The 17,615-nt window shown below is 71.3% G+C and carries 19 protein-coding genes; 11 read left to right on the top strand and 8 right to left on the bottom strand.

The window, feature by feature from the left end; translation table 11 throughout:
- The first annotated feature begins 24 nt into the window (after nt 1-24).
- From ABD951_RS13855 to ABD951_RS13870, 4 genes are read left to right on the top strand one after another with little or no spacing between them, the layout of a single operon-like run.
- Nucleotides 25-309: a hypothetical protein gene (locus ABD951_RS13855; protein ID WP_345345702.1), complete on the top strand. Its 285-nt coding sequence runs from the start codon at nt 25-27 to the stop codon at nt 307-309.
- The gene (locus ABD951_RS13860; RefSeq protein WP_345345704.1) at nt 306-1,124 is read left to right on the top strand and encodes a hypothetical protein; all 819 of its coding nucleotides are present in this window, start codon (nt 306-308) and stop codon (nt 1,122-1,124) included. The genes ABD951_RS13855 and ABD951_RS13860 overlap by 4 nt, the downstream gene beginning before the upstream one ends.
- A 40-nt stretch (nt 1,125-1,164) precedes the next feature.
- On the top strand, nt 1,165-3,099 hold the full coding sequence (locus ABD951_RS13865) for a fumarate reductase/succinate dehydrogenase flavoprotein subunit (protein WP_345345706.1): 1,935 nt from the start codon (nt 1,165-1,167) through the stop codon (nt 3,097-3,099).
- A complete protein-coding gene (locus tag ABD951_RS13870) occupies nt 3,096-3,863 on the top strand; it encodes a succinate dehydrogenase/fumarate reductase iron-sulfur subunit (RefSeq protein ID WP_345345708.1) in 768 nt (255 codons plus the stop codon). The genes ABD951_RS13865 and ABD951_RS13870 overlap by 4 nt, the downstream gene beginning before the upstream one ends.
- 376 nt (nt 3,864-4,239) lie before the next feature.
- Here the strand turns inward: ABD951_RS13870 and ABD951_RS13875 are convergent, their stop codons facing one another.
- Genes ABD951_RS13875 through ABD951_RS13885 form a run of 3 tightly spaced genes read right to left on the bottom strand, consistent with a single transcriptional unit; the run spans nt 4,240 to nt 6,718 of the window.
- Nucleotides 4,240-4,731 (bottom strand): pyridoxamine 5'-phosphate oxidase family protein, encoded by a 492-nt coding sequence (locus tag ABD951_RS13875; RefSeq protein ID WP_345345710.1) that lies wholly within the window; start codon nt 4,729-4,731, stop codon nt 4,240-4,242.
- An 11-nt stretch (nt 4,732-4,742) separates the two neighbouring features.
- The gene (locus ABD951_RS13880; protein WP_345345712.1) at nt 4,743-5,534 is read right to left on the bottom strand and encodes a lipase family protein; all 792 of its coding nucleotides are present in this window, start codon (nt 5,532-5,534) and stop codon (nt 4,743-4,745) included.
- A 32-nt stretch (nt 5,535-5,566) separates the two neighbouring features.
- Nucleotides 5,567-6,718 (bottom strand): lipase family protein, encoded by a 1,152-nt coding sequence (locus tag ABD951_RS13885; protein ID WP_345345714.1) that lies wholly within the window; start codon nt 6,716-6,718, stop codon nt 5,567-5,569.
- A 72-nt stretch (nt 6,719-6,790) separates the two neighbouring features.
- On the opposite strand from ABD951_RS13885, the gene ABD951_RS13890 reads away from it, so the two are divergent.
- Nucleotides 6,791-7,363, top strand: coding sequence for a YdeI/OmpD-associated family protein (locus tag ABD951_RS13890; RefSeq protein ID WP_345345715.1), 573 nt, complete (start codon nt 6,791-6,793; stop codon nt 7,361-7,363).
- 39 nt (nt 7,364-7,402) lie between these two features.
- On the opposite strand, the gene ABD951_RS13895 is transcribed toward ABD951_RS13890, so the two are convergent.
- From ABD951_RS13895 to ABD951_RS13905, 3 genes are all read right to left on the bottom strand, one after another.
- Nucleotides 7,403-8,005: a peroxidase-related enzyme gene (locus tag ABD951_RS13895; protein ID WP_345345717.1), complete on the bottom strand. Its 603-nt coding sequence runs from the start codon at nt 8,003-8,005 to the stop codon at nt 7,403-7,405.
- A 32-nt stretch (nt 8,006-8,037) separates the two neighbouring features.
- Nucleotides 8,038-9,633, bottom strand: a complete 1,596-nt coding sequence (locus ABD951_RS13900) for a class I adenylate-forming enzyme family protein (protein ID WP_345345719.1) — start codon at nt 9,631-9,633, stop codon at nt 8,038-8,040.
- Nucleotides 9,634-9,752: 119 nt separating this feature from the next.
- Nucleotides 9,753-10,340, bottom strand: a complete 588-nt coding sequence (locus ABD951_RS13905) for a TetR/AcrR family transcriptional regulator C-terminal domain-containing protein (RefSeq protein WP_345345721.1) — start codon at nt 10,338-10,340, stop codon at nt 9,753-9,755.
- A gap of 146 nt (nt 10,341-10,486) precedes the next feature.
- Here ABD951_RS13905 and bioB point away from each other — a divergent pair, with 146 nt between their 5' ends.
- Complete coding sequence (gene bioB / locus ABD951_RS13910) at nt 10,487-11,500, top strand: biotin synthase BioB (protein WP_345345723.1); 1,014 nt, start codon at nt 10,487-10,489, stop codon at nt 11,498-11,500.
- On the top strand, nt 11,497-11,742 hold the full coding sequence (gene bsaP / locus ABD951_RS13915) for a biotin synthase auxiliary protein BsaP (RefSeq protein ID WP_345345960.1): 246 nt from the start codon (nt 11,497-11,499) through the stop codon (nt 11,740-11,742). Before bioB ends, bsaP begins: the two co-directional genes overlap by 4 nt.
- Here bsaP and ABD951_RS13920 read toward each other — a convergent pair.
- Entirely contained in the window at nt 11,698-12,663 is a 966-nt protein-coding gene (locus ABD951_RS13920; protein ID WP_345345725.1) for a CPBP family intramembrane glutamic endopeptidase, read from the bottom strand. The genes bsaP and ABD951_RS13920 overlap by 45 nt on opposite strands.
- 97 nt (nt 12,664-12,760) lie before the next feature.
- Between ABD951_RS13920 and ABD951_RS13925 the strand changes: the two genes are divergently transcribed.
- Nucleotides 12,761-13,366, top strand: a complete 606-nt coding sequence (locus ABD951_RS13925) for a DUF2567 domain-containing protein (protein WP_345345727.1) — start codon at nt 12,761-12,763, stop codon at nt 13,364-13,366.
- Nucleotides 13,367-13,387: 21 nt separating this feature from the next.
- Here ABD951_RS13925 and ABD951_RS13930 read toward each other — a convergent pair whose 3' ends face one another.
- On the bottom strand, nt 13,388-14,077 hold the full coding sequence (locus ABD951_RS13930; protein WP_345345729.1) for an NUDIX hydrolase: 690 nt from the start codon (nt 14,075-14,077) through the stop codon (nt 13,388-13,390).
- A 77-nt stretch (nt 14,078-14,154) separates the two neighbouring features.
- On the opposite strand from ABD951_RS13930, the gene nadA reads away from it, so the two are divergent.
- The 3 genes from nadA to nadC are packed head-to-tail and all read left to right on the top strand — an operon-like array spanning nt 14,155 to nt 17,614.
- Nucleotides 14,155-15,195, top strand: a complete 1,041-nt coding sequence (gene nadA / locus ABD951_RS13935; protein ID WP_345345731.1) for a quinolinate synthase NadA — start codon at nt 14,155-14,157, stop codon at nt 15,193-15,195.
- Nucleotides 15,195-16,754, top strand: coding sequence for an L-aspartate oxidase (locus tag ABD951_RS13940; protein ID WP_345345733.1), 1,560 nt, complete (start codon nt 15,195-15,197; stop codon nt 16,752-16,754). Before nadA ends, ABD951_RS13940 begins: the two co-directional genes overlap by 1 nt.
- A complete protein-coding gene (gene nadC / locus ABD951_RS13945) occupies nt 16,751-17,614 on the top strand; it encodes a carboxylating nicotinate-nucleotide diphosphorylase (protein WP_345345735.1) in 864 nt (287 codons plus the stop codon). Before ABD951_RS13940 ends, nadC begins: the two co-directional genes overlap by 4 nt.
- The last annotated feature ends 1 nt before the right edge of the window (nt 17,615 follow it).

Genomic DNA, 17,615 nt, shown 5'->3' on the forward strand with positions numbered 1-17,615 from the left:
CATCATCTGTGGTTGGAGGTTCGAATGTCCACCAGCGAAATGATGGAGCTGCACCGCACGATCGGTCACCTGCGCCAGTGCGTCGGCTCGTTGCGGTCGGTGTACGGCGACGCGTCCGCGGTCCGCCGGCTCGCCAACGACGTCGAACGCCTCGGCATCGACGCCAGCGACCTGGACGAATCGCCGCCGCGGCTGGCCCAGCAGGTACCGCCCGCCGAGCGGGTCGCGGTGCCGGAGGGTCCGTACGACCAGTCGCTGTGGCAGGGCGCCGACGACGAGGGTGTCGGCGGTCACCCGCACGAGCGGTGAGCGCCCCGGCGAGAACGACGACCGGGGTCCGGTCACCCGTGCGCGCCGCGATCGCGGCGCGCACGCTGCGGACCGACGCGTGGTGGCGGCCGCCGCTGTTGACGGCGCTGGGTCTGACGGTCTTCGTGGTGTACGCGACCGTCCGGTCGTTCGTGCGGACCGCGTACTGGGTGGACCGGTACCACTACCTGACGCCCTTCTACTCGCCGTGCGTCAGCGCGTCGTGCGCACCCGGCTCCACCCATTTCGGGGTGTGGGTGGGCGAGCTGCCGATGTGGATCCCGCTGGCGTTCCTGTCGCTGCCGTTCCTGCTCGGGTTCCGGCTCACCTGCTACTACTACCGCAAGGCCTACTACCGGTCGGTGTGGATGGCGCCGCCCGCGTGCGCGGTGGCCGAACCGCACTCGCGGTACACCGGCGAGACGCGGCTGCCGCTGATCGTGCAGAACTCGCACCGGTACTTCTTCTACGTCGCGCTGATCGTCTCCGCGATCAACACCTACGACGCGGTGCTCGCATTCCACGGCCCCGCAGGCGGATTCGGATTCGGACTCGGCAACGTGATCATCGTCGCCAACGTGATCCTGTTGTGGGCGTACACCGTCTCGTGCCACTCGTGCCGGCACGCCACCGGTGGCCGGCTCAAGCACTTCTCCGCGCACCCGGTGCGGTACCGGATGTGGACGTGGGTCAGCCGACTCAACACCCGCCACATGCAGCTGGCCTGGATCACTCTCGGCACGCTGATGCTCACCGACTTCTACATCATGCTCGTTGCCAGCGGGACCATCTCGGACCTGCGATTCGTCAACTGACGGGGATTGCCCGACCAACCGTGACAGAGGGGGAGCGCCGGTGGCCGAGATCGAGCGGCACGACTACGACGTGGTGGTCATCGGCGCGGGCGGCGCCGGCCTCCGGGCGGTCATCGAGGCCCGCCAGCGCGGCCTGCGCGTCGCGGTCGTGTGCAAGTCGCTGTTCGGCAAGGCGCACACCGTGATGGCCGAGGGCGGGTGTGCGGCCGCGATGGGCAACGCCAACTCCAAGGACTCCTGGCAGGTGCACTTCCAGGACACGATGCGCGGCGGCAAGTTCCTGAACAACTGGCGGATGGCGGAACTGCACGCCAGGGAGGCGCCCGACCGGGTGTGGGAGCTGGAAACCTACGGCGCCCTGTTCGACCGGACCCCCGACGGCCGGATCAGCCAGCGCAACTTCGGTGGCCACACCTACCCGCGCCTCGCGCACGTCGGCGACCGGACCGGTCTCGAGCTGATCCGCACGATGCAGCAGAAGATCGTGTCCCTGCAGCAGGAGGACTTCGCCGAAACGGGTGACCACGAGGCCCGGATCAGGGTGTTCGCCGAGTGCACGGTCACCGAACTGCTCCACACCGACGGGGCGATCGCCGGGGCGTTCGGGTACTGGCGTGAATCGGGGCGGTTCGTCCTGTTCTCGGCGCCCGCGGTGGTGCTCGCCACCGGCGGAATCGGCAAGTCCTACAAGGTGACGTCGAACTCGTGGGAGTACACCGGCGACGGGCACGCGCTCGCGCTGCGGGCCGGGGCGGCGCTGATCAACATGGAGTTCATCCAGTTCCATCCGACCGGGATGGTGTGGCCGCCGAGCGTGAAGGGCATCCTCGTCACCGAGGGCGTCCGCGGCGACGGCGGGGTGCTGAAGAACTCGGACGGCAAGCGGTTCATGTTCGACTACATCCCGGCGGTGTTCAAGGGGCAGTACGCCGAGACCGAGGACGAGGCCGACCGGTGGCTCGCGGACAACGACAGCGCCCGGCGCACCCCGGACCTGCTGCCCCGGGACGAGGTGGCCCGCGCGATCAACGCGGAGGTCAAGGGCGGTCGCGGCACCGAACACGGTGGCGTGTACCTCGACATCGCGTCGCGGATGCCGGCGGAGGAGATCGTCCGGCGGCTGCCGTCGATGCACCACCAGTTCCTCGAGCTCGCCGACGTCGACATCACCAGGGAGCAGATGGAGGTCGGGCCCACCTGCCACTACGTGATGGGTGGCATCGAAGTGGACCCGGACACCGGATCCTCCAGTGTGCCAGGGCTGTTCGCGGCCGGTGAGTGTTCCGGCGGGATGCACGGCTCGAACCGCCTCGGCGGCAACTCGCTCTCGGACCTGCTGGTGTTCGGCCGGCGGGCCGGACTCGGGGCCGCGACCTACGTCGAATCCCTCACCCGCCGACCGCCGGTCGACCCGGCTGCGGTCGACGCCGCGGCCGCGATGGCACTGGCGCCGTTCGACCCGCCCGCCGACGGGTCGCCGGTGGAGAACCCGTACACCCTGCACCTGGAGCTGCAGCAGGTGATGCACGACCTGGTCGGGATCATCCGCACCGACGCCGAGATCCGGTCCGCGCTCGACGCCCTCGAACGGATCCGCAACCGGATCGAATCGGTCGCCGTCGAGGGGCACCGCCAGTTCAATCCCGGCTGGCACCTGGCGGTCGACCTGCGCAACATGGTCCTGGTCAGCGAGTGCGTCGCGAAGGCGGCGCTGCTGCGCACCGAGAGTCGCGGCGGGCACACCCGCGACGACCATCCCGACATGGATCCGACCTGGCGCAACACCCTGCTGGTCTGCAGCCTCGTCGGCGGCCCGGACACCGGTGGCCGCGTCGTCCCCGACGTCACCGTTGCGCCGGAGCCGCAGGTCCCGATGCGACCGGACCTGTTCGCGCTCTTCGATTTCGGCGAGGTCGCGAAGTACTACACGGATGCCGAACTCGCCGGACACCCCGGGAAGGCGGAACGGGAATGAGCTACCAGGCGGCATTTCGGGTGTGGCGCGGCGACGCGGACGGCGGCGATCTGCGCGACTACTCGGTCGAGGTCAACGAGGGCGAGGTGGTCCTCGACATCGTGCACCGGCTGCAGGCGACCCAGGCGCCGGACCTCGCGGTGCGCTGGAACTGCAAGGCGGGCAAGTGCGGATCCTGTTCCGCGGAGGTCAACGGCAGACCCCGGCTGATGTGCATGACGCGGATGTCGACGTTCGCCCACGACGAGGTCGTCACCGTCACCCCGATGCGCACGTTCCCGGTGATCCGCGATCTGGTCACCGACGTGTCGTACAACTACGTCAAGGCCCGTGAGATCCAGTCGTTCACGCCGCCCCCGGATCTCGCTCCGGGGGAGTACCGGATGGCGCAGGTGGACGTCGAGCGGTCGCAGGAGTTCCGCAAGTGCATCGAGTGCTTCCTGTGCCAGGACACCTGTCACGTCGTCCGCGACCACGACGAGAACAAGGCCGCGTTCGCCGGACCACGATTCCTGATGCGGATCGCGGAACTGGAGATGCACCCGCTCGACGTCGCCGACCGGCGGGACGCCGCACAGACCGAGCACGGGCTCGGGCTGTGCAACATCACCAAGTGCTGCACCGAGGTGTGCCCGGAACACATCCGCATCACCGACAACGCACTGATCCCGATGAAGGAACACGTCGTCGACCGTCGCTACGACCCGGTCGTCTGGCTGGGCAACGCGCTGTTCCGGCGGGGCCGGGGCCGGTCGGGTGGGTGACCACGACGTGGACGGCGTGCCGTTCGCCCGGTGATCGGCGAAGACCGGAGCCGCCGGCGTCCCGGGTGCTCAGCCCTCGTCGTACTTCCCCCAGGAGCGCGCACGCAACCGGTACCGGATCCCCTCGTCCGGGTCGACCGCATGCGCTCACTATGGGACGCATGGCCGACGGCGGAGGGGAATGCTCGATCGGCCGCATTCGACGTCGTTGCCCGACCGGGCCCGCTCCGCGACGGCCCGGCGCGGAAACCTCGGTGCGCCTTCGTCTCTCGCCGACACCACCACGACGACCGGCCCGGAGCGCCCGACGCCCGGGTCGTGACTCCGCGAAGCCGATCGTCCAGGGTTGGCGCGGGGCGACGGCGCGGTGCCGCGGCTAGTGCTTGCGGACGACACGTTCGGCGTGGCCGGGCCGCCAGATCGTGATGTCCAGGTGTCCGTCGACGAGTTCGACGGCCGATGCGGCGGTGATGTCGGCGGCGTAGAACGGCCGGAACTCCCGCCCCCGCAGGTCGAATCCGGTCTCCTCGAACAGCGCGACCGCGAACCGTTCGTGCAGCGCCGGGTCCCGGACGTCGTGGACCCGGCCCCACACCTTCGCGTCGCCGTCGCCGACCATCGAGTCGACCGTGGCGGTGTGCAGGCAGAAGCGCGGATCACGGGCCAGGTCCCGGAACTTGGTGGTGCCGGGCATCCCGGCGATCCACAACTCGCCCTCGAACACGCGGGGCTCGATCGGACTGATCCGCGGAAAGCCGTCCGACCGCAGGGTCGCGAGCAGGCACAGGTTTCCGGTGGCGGCGTGGCGGCGCCGGAACACCGTCGAGACCAGTGGGGCGGACTCGGTGAATTCCTGCCAGGTGGTCATGGTCGCCCCCGTCACCGCACGCACGCGGGATCCAGCGCGATCGCCGGATCCAGGCCGTGCAGATAGGTGTTCATCGCGTGTGCACACCCGAAGTCCCACCTGGCGTAGCCGGCCGAGTCGATCCGGTGGCCGGTGGGGACGTCCTGGTACGGGTCCTCGGAGTTGACCGGGAACAGCGTGACTATGTCCACGACGTTGTAGATGCGCCACGACACCGTCGTCAGCGCGGTGTAGCGCGCGACGAAGGCGGAGTCCCCGACCTTCGGTGAGGCGAACGTCCACGCCTGCGGTCTCAGCGCGCTGTTCGCGGCCAGATCCACCACCAGCATCGTGCTCAGCGCCGCACCGAGGCTGTGACCCGTCACGACCAGCGGCAGCGCGGGATCGACCGCGGCGACGAGACCGGCGATGCCGGGGGTCGCGGCCGTCTGCCCGGGCTCCGTCGTCGTCATCGTCCGGTAGATGCCGAAGAATCCGGCCACCACGTTGCCCGCGTTCGCCGCCGGCGTGAACCGCGTCGAGTCCCAGTGCAGGTCGTCGAACCACTCGGTGATCGTGGCCGTGCCGCGCAGCGCGATCACCTGCATCGCCGGCCCGGCCGCGAGGTACCCGTAGAACCGGGGCGCCTCCTCGCCGACCAGGAAGTCGCGCATCTGGATGTTGCGCACCAGCGAGTACCCGGTCGGCAGCGGGATCGCCGCCGGGCTCACGTCGGACTCGTGCACCCGGAACTGGCCGTAGGCGGCGTCGATGAACGGCCCCAGAACGACCGCCGACGTCGGATCGAGAGGGTCGAGTGCCATGGTGTGCTCCTCGGTGTGGGTGCGGATGCAGGTCACGTCGACGCGAACAGGTCGCGCACGAACGTGTGTGCCTCCGGTTCGGAGGCGAGCATCGTCTCGAGGTGACCCGTCGGGTACACCCGGAACGTGAACTGCTGTCCGTGGCCGGCCAGGTCCGCGGCCAGCGCGAAGGTCAGCGGGGCAGGCACGACCGTGTCCAGCAGACCCTGCCCGAGGAACAGGGGACGGTCGTAGCCGCGCACCGGGATCGCGAGCGTCTCCCGCAGCGCACCCAGGATCGGGGCGTCCAGTTGCCGGGAGAACAGCGCCCCGATCGACGTGTCTCCGATCGCGGCGGCGGCCTCCTCGTAGCAGAGCCGTTCGGCCCGGGCGAGGACCTCTCGGCCCCGCGCGCTGAGATACGAGTCGACGTCCACGTCCGGCCGGGCCGCCCGCAGCCCCGCCAGCACGTACGCGATGAAGGCGGTGGTGCCGGTCAGCGGCAGCGGCGGGAACAGCGGGCCGCCCAGCGGCGCGAGGTTCTCGATGTTCGAGGGCACACCCAGCGCGACGGTGCCGCGGTGGTCGAGTTCCGGCGCGTAGGCGCCGGCGATCGTGGCCGTCACCATCGCGGCCTGTCCGCCCTGCGACTGCCCGAGCGTCACCCACCGGTCCGACAGGCTCGGCTCCACCGCCCGTGCGGCCCGAACCATGTCGACGACGGCGTGCGCCTCCGACGTTCCGTCCAGATACGGGTGCACGCCGGGTGTGCCGAGGCCCACGTAGTCCGTCGCGACGATCGCGTACCCCTGCGCGAGCCAGCGGCCCAGGTACGGGCCGCCGATCCGGCCGGTCACCGTCGGGGCGCACGCGTCGGCGATCCCGACCGCACCGTGGGCCCACGAGATCACCGGCCACCCGCCCGGCGGGGGAGGGCCCGGCGGCGTGAACACCGCGCCGGTGCTGGTCGCGGGACGATTCTGCGGCCCGAGCGTGCGGTAGGTGACGGCGACTCCGCTCGCCGCGCCGGGAATCCACGCGGTCGGCGGGAGCGGGGTGCTCGCGGTGACGGTGCCGGGCACCCCGGGCGCCGGGGCGGACGCGGCGGGGCCGGCGAGGGTCAGCGTGGTCGCCGCGACGAGCAGGGCCGCGCAGGCCCCGACGAGTCGGGGCCGACGAACACCGGGACCGGCGCGGCCGCGCATGCACCCATTGTGGGCGACACCGCCCGCGCCGCACGGGTCTTTCGGGTGGTCCGCCGCCGTTACGATCGGCCCATGGACGCAATCGACGGGGTCGAGGTCGTCGCCTTCCGGGACGCCGACGAGTTCGACGCATGGCTGACCGAGAACTGGGCCCGGCGCGAGGGCGTCTGGATCATGGTGGCCAAGAAGAACTCCGGCGTTCCGTCGATCGGCGACGACGACATGGTGGACGTCGGCCTCTGCTACGGCTGGATCTCCGGGCAACGGCGCGCCCGCGACGCGACGCACTATCTCCAGAAGTACGTGCCGCGGCGGCCTCGCAGCCTCTGGTCACGCGTCAACGTGGACAAGGTCGCCGCACTCACCGCGGCGGGACGGATGCGCGAACCCGGTCTCGCCGAGGTGCGCCGGGCACAGGCCGACGGACGATGGGACGCCGCCTACCGCTCGCAGCGAACGGCCACGGTCCCCGACGACCTCGCGGCCGCGCTCGCCGCGAACCCCGGTGCCGCCCGCGCGTTCGACGCCCTGGACCGGACCGCCCGCTACCGGCTGATCCTGCCGGTCCTGCAGGCCCGGACCGCCGACTCCCGCCGGGTCCGGGTGCACCGGGCGATCGGTGCGCTCAGCGGCGACGCACCGTGACCGTCCCGACCCGGGCGCCGCGCGGGTCGGGACGGACCGTCACCCCTCGCGGTGTCGGTGGTGGTATTCGGGGTTCGGCAGATGTCCCATCGCCGAGGACATCCGGTTGGTGAACGCGTACATCGACGCGAGCTCCACCACGTCCCAGATGTCGTCGTCGGTCAACCCTGCGTCGGCGAGCCCGTCGAGGTCCGAGCGGTCGAGGGTGGCCGGCTCCTTCGTGAGCTTCTCGACGTAGGCGCAGATCGCGCGTTGGCGGTCGTCGAGATCGGCGTGCCGCCAGTTGAAGGTGATCCGGTCCGCCGCGACGGCCCCGACCTCCTCCCGCAGATCGTGTCCGTGTGAGACCAGGCAGTAGGTGCAGTTGTTGATGTTCGACACGACCACCGCGATCATCTCGCGGTCCGCGCGGGTGAGTGTCTCCGTCGGTGCGTTGAGCTGACGGTAGTGCGCGAACCACGCCGAGAACCGCTCCGGACGGTGGGCGTAGGCGCGGAAGACGTTGGGAACGAAGCCCAGTTCGGCTTCCGCCCGGGCGAACAGCGACTGCAGATTCGGGGGCAGGTCCTCGGCTTCGGGGGTCGGGAAGTACTGGCGTCCGGGGGTTTCCGATCGTGCGGGTCCGGGGCGTACGGAGGTCATGTCGGCGTCGGTCCTTGTCGCTTCGGGGTCGGTCACTCGGTCAGCTGGGCGCGCAGCGCGTGTTTGCGGGTCTTGCCGGTCGCGGTCTTGGGCAGTTCGGTCACGACCACGACCCGTTTGGGGACCTGGAAGCCGGCGAGGTGCGCCTTGGCGTGGGCGATCACGCGCGCGGGGAAGTCGTCGCCGGCGGAATCGGGATCGGCGGGCACGACCACGGCGCACACCGCCTCGCCCCACCGATCGTCCGGGACACCGACGATCGAGCACTCGGCCACTCCGGGCGCGGCGGTGACGACGCGTTCGACGTCGACCGAGGAGACGTTCTCGCCGCCCGACTTGATGATGTCCTTGAGTCGATCGGTGAACCAGAGGACCTGCTCGTCGTCGAGGTGGCCGATGTCGCCACTGTGAAACCATCCGTGCGCGAACGACACCCGGTTGGCCTCGGGGTTGTTCCAGTAGCCGCTCGCCACGTGCGGTCCCCGGTAGACGATCTCGCCGGATTCGCCGCGGGGGAGCAGCGCCCCCGAGCCGTCCATGATGCCGGTCTCGACCGTCGGCACCGCCGGACCCCACGAGTTGGCCTTGGTGTGCTGATGCTCGGGCCACTGCAGGACCGTCGCGGGCACGACCTCGGTCTGCCCGGAGCCCAGAATGACCGCGGCGTTGGGGAACAGCTCGTCGACGAGCTTCAGGACGTCCTCCGGCATCGGCGCCATCGCGTACACCGCGCGGCGCACCGACGGCAGCCCGGCGCCGCGGGCGGCGAGCAGGGCGCGGTACATGATCGGCAGCAGCATCAGGTGTGTGGCGGAGTGGTCCTCGATGGCGGTGAGCATCGCGGCCGGGTCGAACCTGGCGAACAGGACCACGGTCCCGCCGGTGAAGAGCACCGGGAGGACGAGGGTGTTGAGCGCCGTGGTGTGGAACAGCGGCAGGACGTTGACGAGTGTCGACGGGTCGGCACCCCAGCTGTGACCGATCTGGAGCGCGTTGGTCATGCCGCCGATGAGGACCGAGACGTGGCTGACGAGAACGCCTTTCGGCCGGGACGTGGTGCCGGAGGTGTAGAGACACTGGACGGTGTCGCGGTCCTCGACGATCACCTCGACGGGCCCGCCCGCATGCTCGGCGGTGAAGTCGTCCCAGGACACGACGGTGCGGCCGCCGGAGGCGTCCGCACCGTGTGCGCCGACGACCACCAGGGTCACCTCGGGTGCGTCGGCGAGGAAGTCCGTGAGCAGGGGGAGGGCCGCGGCGTCGGCGACGACGACGGTCGCACCGGCGTCGCGCAGGATCCAGGCGATGTCGTCCGGAGCGAGCGCGATGTTGACGGGCAGCGCCACCAGCGCCGACTTGGCGCAGGCGAAGTACGTCGCGACGAACTGCCAGGAGTTGGCCATCAGCATCGCCACCGGCTGTTGTCGCGCCACTCCGGTGCCGAGCAGGGCCCGGGCCAGCGCCGAGGACACCTCGTCGAGTTCCCGGTACGAGAGGTCCCGGCCGGCGTCGACGATCGCGGTGCGGTCGCCGAACATGCGCGCGGTGCGGGTCAGGGCGTCCCCGACCGCCGCGCGGGTCGCGAGATTGACGTCCAGGGCCGGGATTGCGGAGAGATCGGGTCGCATGTGTCTCCTCATGTGGTAGCCGTCACACTCGTGGCGACGCTAACAGTGCACGAGGAAAAAACCAAGCATGCTTGCTTGGTTTGTGGAGAGCGGCCGGGGAGGCGGGTGAACGTGGTCCGTCAGTCGTGGACGGCGTCCCGCAGCCGGCTGCGCACACCGTCCACGAACAGCGTCAGGCCGTAGTCGAAACGTGCTGTGCCGCTTGTGGTGTCGTGGAGAGGCGAGGCGTCCTCGGCGAGTGCGCCGTGGCTGTCCATCTGCATGCGGGACTGCTCGTCCATCGTCTGGCCGAGGATGTAGAAGAGCAGGGTGTCGGCGGCGAACTCGGACTCGTCCGCGGGCAGGCCGGCCTCCGAGCACGCGCCGGCGAGGGTGTCGCGGGCGTCGTTGGTCGCCAGCCGTGCGGCGTAGGACGCCGACGCGAGCTCGGCCCCGTCCCGGTGGGCGAGCAGGGCGTCGCGGATCCGGTGTGCCAGGACGTCGAGCCGCTCGTCCCATGCGGACGCGCCGATCGGGGCGGACACCCGGCCGAGCATCTCGTCGGTGATCGCCGCCAGCAGCGTCTGCTTGTTCGGGAAGTGCCAGTACAGCGCGCCGGGCTGGACGCCGAGCGAGGTCGCCAGCCGGCGCATCGTCAGGTCGCCGAGGCCGTACTCGTCGAGGATCGTGATCGCCCCGGCCAGGACGTCGGCTCGTCGCAGTTGCACGGTGTCGTTCGCTCCCGTCGTCGCTGATTGGTTGACACCATTTCACCACGACCCTAACCTGAACGCCGTTCAACTTGTACGGTGTTCAAGTTCGTCGAGCTAACCACTTTGCGACTCGGGCACTCGCCGGCATCCAGGAGCTACTCGTGACCCAGGCACCCGTCCGCACCGACATCCTCGCCATCGCGCGGGAGCAGGTCCTCGAGCGCGGCGAGGGGCTGACGCAGGACCAGACGCTGCAGGTGCTGCAGCTGGCCGACGACCGGCTCGAGGAGCTGCTGTCGCTCGCGCACGACGTCCGCATGAAGTGGTGCGGGCCCGAGGTCGAGGTCGAGGGCATCATCTCCCTCAAGACCGGCGGCTGCCCCGAGGACTGCCACTTCTGTTCGCAGTCCGGCCTTTTCGCGTCCCCGGTGCGGGCCGCCTGGCTCGACATCCCGAGCCTCGTCGAGGCCGCCAAGCAGACCGCGAAGACCGGGGCCACCGAGTTCTGCATCGTCGCCGCCGTCCGCGGACCCGACGAGAAGCTGATGGCGCAGGTCGCCGCCGGTGTCGAGGCGATCCGGGGCGAGGTCGACATCCAGGTCGCGTGCTCGTTGGGCATGCTGACCCAGGAGCAGGTCGACCAGCTCGCCGCGATGGGCGTCCACCGCTACAACCACAACCTCGAGACGTCCCGCTCGCACTTCCCGAACGTCGTGACCACCCACACCTGGGAGGAGCGCTGGGACACGCTGCGGATGGTGCGCGAGGCAGGCATGGAGGTCTGCTGCGGCGGCATCCTCGGCATGGGCGAAACCCTCGAGCAGCGCGCCGAGTTCGCGGCGAACCTCGCCGAACTCGAGCCCGACGAGGTGCCGCTGAACTTCCTCAACCCGCGCCCGGGCACCCCGTTCGGCGACCTCGAGGTGCTGCCGGCCGCAGATGCGCTGCGCGCCGTCGCCGCGTTCCGGCTCGCGCTGCCGCGCACGATCCTGCGCTTCGCCGGCGGCCGTGAGATCACGCTCGGCGACCTCGGGGCCAAGCAGGGCATCCTCGGTGGCATCAACGCCGTCATCGTCGGCAACTACCTGACCACCCTCGGCCGTCCCGCCGAATCCGACCTGGACCTGCTCGGCGAGCTGCAGATGCCGATCAAGGCCCTCAACCAGACCATCTGACCGTGACGGAGACGAATGTGGCCGACGTGGACGTGACCGAGCGGTACAACGCGTACACCGGCCTGCGGATCGTCCCCGGCGTCGACGACCCGGTGCCCGCCGCGGCGGCACTGGGTCTGGAGCCGCCGCGGTTCTGCGAGGACTGCGGCCGCCGGATGATCGTGCAGGTCAGCCCCGACGGCTGGTGGGCGAAGTGCTCACGACACGGGGTCCGCGACTCCACCGCGGGCGAGCGGCGCTGACGGTTCCGGGGCGCCCGCCGGCCGCGCCCCGGCCGGCAGACCCAGGCGGCCCTTCGTCGCGATCGTGACGGCGAGGGCGAACAGCCCGAAACCGATGATCAGCGCGAGGTAGAGCTTCTGCACGCCGAACGACGTCGTCTCCGCGAGCGCCGGGAACGCCGGGAACAGGACCACGTTCGGGAAGGCGTCCATCGAGGCGTGCAGCACGACCGCGATCAGGATGCTGCCGCGGGTGTTGTTGTACGCCCACGTGTACTGGAACGAGGCGAACACCAGGAACAGCGCGTAGCACGCCACGTTCTGCGGATTGAGCACAGACCAGTTGTTGCTGAACCAGATCGGCGTGTGCCAGAACACCCACAGCAACCCCAGCACGACGGTCGCGACCGCCGGCGTGAACCGCTGCTGCAGGCGCGGCAGCGCGAACCCGCGCCAGCCGAGTTCCTCGCCGAGCGGGCCGCCGACCAGCAGCACCGGGTACAGGAAGAACGGCAGGTAGTCGGTGGCCGAGCGGCTCAGTCCGTCGGCGGTGAAGCTCGCCGCGACACCGGGCATCAGCAGGCAGCCGATGGTGGCGGTGATCGGGAAGCCGAGCAGGGCGAACGCCCACCAGCGGAACCCCACCCGCCACAACACGATTCGTTTCAGGTAGGCGAGCAGGCCCGCGTCGCCCTCGGCCACGCACACGACGATCACGGCGGCGACGGCCGGGCCGAACGTGCCCAGCCCGATCGACACCATGAACGGCCAGGTCGCGTGGAACGGCAGCCATCCACTGCCGTCCTCGGAGAGCACGAACTGCGAGAACGCCAGCCACGACAGGCCGTACGCCAGGACGAAGTACGACGTCGCCGGGTGTCGCGCGATCGCCCCCGACGGGCCGGCGCGGTCACGGGACCTCGGTGGTGCGACAGTTGCCATGGCCTGCTCCCGGTCGACTGGCCTCGAACGGTACGCCGCGTCCGGTGGGCCCGCAGGGTTCCCGCGCCCGGCGCCGGCGCCTCTAAAGTTGATGCCCATGACCACCGAGATCGCCCCGCCGGAGCAGCCGCCGGTCCCCGCCGCCCGGCGGCGCCGGACCAGTCGCGCCGAGGTCCGCTCCGCGGCCCGGGTCGTCGTCGGCGTGGTCGTGGTCAGCGCGCTGGCCGGGATCGCCTGGGGCCTGCTCGTTCCGGCTCAGCACTTCCTGGTCGTCTCCGGCGGCGGCGCCGTCTCGTTGACGGGGGAGAGCGATCACCAGTTCGACGCGGTCGCGCTGCTGATGTGCCTGGGCGTGATCCTCGGGGTGCTCGCGGCGGTGGCGGTGTGGACGCGGCGGGCGGTCCGTGGCGTCCCCCAGCTGATCGGGCTGCTGATCGGATCGGCGGTGGGGGCGGCGGCGTCGGCGCTGGTCGGGCTCGGCGTCGCGCAGCTGCGCTTCCCGACTCCCGACGACGTCGAGATCGGTCGGATCGTCGCGGCGACACCCGGACTGGGCACCACGACGGCCCTGGTCGTGCAGCCGCTGGTCGCCACTCTGACGTACCTGCTCCTCGTCTCGCTCAGCCCGGATCCCGCCCTCGGCCACACCGAGGCCGCCGAGGATCCGGCCGCCGACGCGGCCGGTCGGCCCGCGTCCCGGTGACCGCGTTCGCGGCGGGTCGATTCAGGTCGGTGGACGCAGCGCCGCGAACTCGTCGGTGACCCGCAGCCGGGACTCGGCGAACCGGTACAGCGCGGGTGGGCGGCCGCCGAATCGACCCGGCGGGGCGGTGGCACCGGTGGCCACCAGCACCCCGCGCCGGCCGAGCACCCGCTGCAGGTTCGTCGTGTCGACCTGGTAATCCAAAGCGGCGCAGTAGATGTCGCGCAGGGTGGACATCGTGAACTCGTCGGGCGCGAGCGCGAACGCGATGTTGGTGTACGACAGTTTCGCGGCGAGGCGGGTGCGGGCGTGGTCCACGACCACGCCGTGGTCGAACGCGGTCCGGGGGAGCGTGGACACCGGATGCCAGGCGGTGTCCGCCGGCAGGTCGGGGTCGGCGCCAAGCGGAACCAGGCCGAGGAACGTCGAGGCGATCAGCCGGACGCCCGGTACCCGGTGCGGGTCCGAGAACACCGACAGCTGCTCGAGGTGCGCGACCTCGCGGACGTCGACCTTCTCGGCCAGCTGGCGGCGGGCGGAGGTGGGCAGGTCCTCGTCGTCGCCGAGGATCCCGCCGGGCAGCGACCAGGCGCCGCGTTCGGGTTCGAGGGCCCGCTCCCAGAGCAGAACGCACAGCTCGGGAAGGTCGTCGATCGGGCGAACCTGGAACACCGCGGTGAGCACTTCGTGGAGGGTGTTACCATTGGGCACGTTTTCGATCCTAAGTCGAAAACCCCGAGAACGGCAATCCGGACCGCTCGCGCCCGGATTCGGTAAGGAGAACGGCCATGACGGTGACGTTTGATGGGGCGACGGTGGACGCGCGCCGGATCGTCGACGGACCCGGCGGTTACACCGGAGTGGAGGCCGGGCCCGAGTGGGCGGCCGAGGTGCGGCGCCTCGCCAGGGAACGCGGTGCGACCCTGCTCGCGCACAACTACCAGCTGCCTGCGATCCAGGACGTGGCCGACCACGTCGGCGACTCGCTCGCCCTGTCGCGGATCGCGGCCGAGGCCGAAGAGGACACCATCGTCTTCTGCGGCGTGCACTTCATGGCCGAGACCGCCAAGATCCTCAGCCCGAACAAGACGGTGCTGATCCCGGACGAGCGGGCCGGCTGCTCGCTCGCCGACTCGATCACCGCCGACCAGCTGCGCGAGTGGAAGGCCGAGTTCCCCGACGCGGTCGTGGTGTCCTACGTGAACACCACCGCCGAGGTGAAGGGCCTGACCGACATCTGCTGCACCTCCTCGAACGCGGTCGACGTCGTCGCCTCGATCGACCCCGACCGCGAGGTGCTGTTCCTGCCGGACCAGTTCCTCGGCGCCCACGTCAAGCGGGTCACGGGCCGGCAGAACATACACATCTGGGCGGGCGAGTGCCACGTGCACGCAGGCATCAACGGTGACGAGCTGACCGCACAGGCCAAGGCGCACCCGGACGCCGAGCTGTTCGTGCACCCCGAGTGCGGCTGCGCGACCTCCGCGCTGTACCTCGCCGGCGAGGGCTTCGTCCCCGAGGACAAGGTGAAGATCCTCTCCACCGGCGGCATGCTCGACGCCGCCCGGGCCACGGGCGCGAAGCAGGTGCTCGTCGCGACCGAGGTCGGCATGCTGCACCAGCTGCGCAAGGCGGCGCCGGAGGTCGACTTCCAGGCCGTCAACGACCGCGCGTCGTGCCCGTACATGAAGATGATCACCCCGGCCGCGCTGCTGCGCTGCCTGCAGGAGGGCAAGGACGAGGTGCACGTCGACCCGGCCGTCGGCGAGCGCGCCCGCAAGTCCGTGCAGCGGATGATCGCGATCGGCAACCCGGGCGGCGGCGAGTAGTGACCGCCGACCTCGGCGTGGCCTGGGAGGCGCACGCCGACCTGGTGGTCGTCGGCGGCGGCGTCGCGGGACTGACCGCGGCCCGCACCGCCACCCGGGCCGGGCTCCGGGTGCTGACCGTGAGCAAGGGCGGCCCCACCGACACCGCGACCGTGTACGCGCAGGGCGGCATCGCGGTCAGCACCGGCTACGACGTCGACGCCCACGTCGCCGACACCCTCGCGGCCGGCGGCGGGCTCTGCGACGAGGACGCGGTGCGCTCGATCGTCGCGGCAGGCGCGGACGCCGTCACGGCCCTCGCCGACCTCGGTGCCGTGTTCGACCGCGGCCGGGACGGACGGGTCTCGCGGACCCGCGAGGGCGGCCACTCCGCGCGCCGGATCATCCACGCCGGAGGCGACGCCACCGGCGCCGAGGTGCAGCGCGCGCTGAACGCGGCCGGGATGCCGGTGCTGTTCGGGGCCGCCGCGGCGCGGGTCGCGACCGACGGTTCCGGGGTCACCGGCCTGGTCGTGCTGTCCGGGGACGGGTTCGGCGTGATCCATGCACCGTCCGTCCTGCTCGCCACCGGTGGACTCGGGCAGCTGTACTCGTGCAGCACCAACCCGCCCGGTGCGACCGCCGACGGCATCGCTCTGGCACTCGACGCCGGCGCCGCCGTCGCCGACCTCGAGTTCGTCCAGTTCCACCCGACCGTGCTGTTCGCGGCCGGTGGCGTCGGACGGCGACCGCTGATCTCCGAAGCGGTCCGCGGCGAGGGCGCGACTCTCGTCGACTCCCACGGTGATCCGGTCACCGCGGGCGTCCACCCGATGGGCGACCTCGCGCCCCGGGACGTCGTGTCGAAGGCGATCGCCGCCCGGCTGCGCGCGCTCGGAGAGGACCACGTGTACCTCGACGCCCGCCGCGTCGACGGATTCACCGACCGCTTCCCGACCATCACCGCGTCCTGCCGGGAAGCGGGCATCGACCCGGTCACCGACCTGATCCCGGTCGCCCCCGCCGCCCACTACTCGTGCGGCGGCGTCGTCACCGACACCCACGGCCGCACCCCGGTGCCCGGGCTCCTCGCCGCCGGTGAGGTCGCCCGCACGGGCCTGCACGGCGCCAACCGCCTCGCCTCCAACAGCCTGCTCGAAGGCCTGGTCGTGGGCGAGCGGGCCGGGCTCGCGGCCCTCGAACGGGCCGCCCGGCCCACCGAGGTGACGTCGGCGGACCTGCCCCCGGCGGCGACGGTGTCGCGGGACGTGCTGCAGACGGCGATGACGGCGCACGCATCGGTGGTGCGGGACGGGGCGGGACTCGGTGCGGCCGCGGCGACGCTCGCCCGCGCCAGGGCCGTCACTCCCGCGACCGTCGGCGAGCTCGAGGACGCCGCCCTGACCGTCGCGGCGTCCGCGCTGGTGCTCGCGGCGGCCGCCCGCACCGAGAGTCGCGGCTGCCACACCCGGCTCGACCACCCCGGCACCGAGGACAGCTGGCGGCGCCCCCTCCACGTGCGCCGCGCCCCCGACGGCGTACTCGCCGTCGCCGATCTCATCCCGACAGGAGCACGATGACCACGCTGGCAGCCGGCCTCGACCGCGACGAGATCCGCACCCTGGTGCGGGTCGCCCTCGACGAGGACCTGCGGTACGGGCCCGACGTCACCTCGGCCGCCACCGTCCCCGGTGGGGCCGTCGCGAAGGCGTCCGTCGTCTCCCGCAGCGCCGGCGTGGTCGCCGGTGTCGACGTCGGACTGCTCGTGCTCGACGAGGTGATCGGCGCCGGTGACTACGAGGTGCTCGGCCGTGTCGACGACGGCGCCGCGGTCGAACCGGGCACCGCCGTACTGACGGTGTCCGCGCCGACCCGCGACCTGCTCACCGCCGAACGCACGATGCTCAACCTGCTGTGCCACCTGTCCGGCATCGCCACCGCCACCGCGCGGTGGGTGGCCGCGGTCGACGGGACCGACTGCAAGATCCGCGACAGCCGCAAGACCCTGCCCGGGCTGCGCGCCCTGCAGAAGTACGCGGTCCGGATGGGCGGCGGCGTCAACCACCGGATGGGCCTCGGCGACGCCGCCCTGATCAAGGACAACCACGTCGCCGCCGCCGGCTCCGTCGTCGCGGCGCTGCGGGCGGTGCGCGCGGTCGCACCGGACATCGAGTGCGAGGTCGAGGTGGACAGCCTCGCGCAGCTCGACGAGGTCCTCGCCGAGGGGGTCGACCTGGTGCTGCTCGACAACTTCGCGCTGTGGGAGACCCAGGCGGCGGTGCAGCGCCGCAACACCCGGTCACCGCGAACCAAGCTGGAGTCCTCCGGCGGCCTGACCCTCGACGTCGCCGCCGACTACGCCGCCACCGGCGTCGACTTCCTCGCGGTCGGCGCGCTCACCCACTCGGTGACCGTCCTCGACCTCGGTCTGGACATGTAAC

Source organism: Rhodococcus olei, assembly GCF_039540555.1.
Classification (GTDB): Bacteria; Actinomycetota; Actinomycetes; order Mycobacteriales; family Mycobacteriaceae; genus Rhodococcus_G; species Rhodococcus_G olei.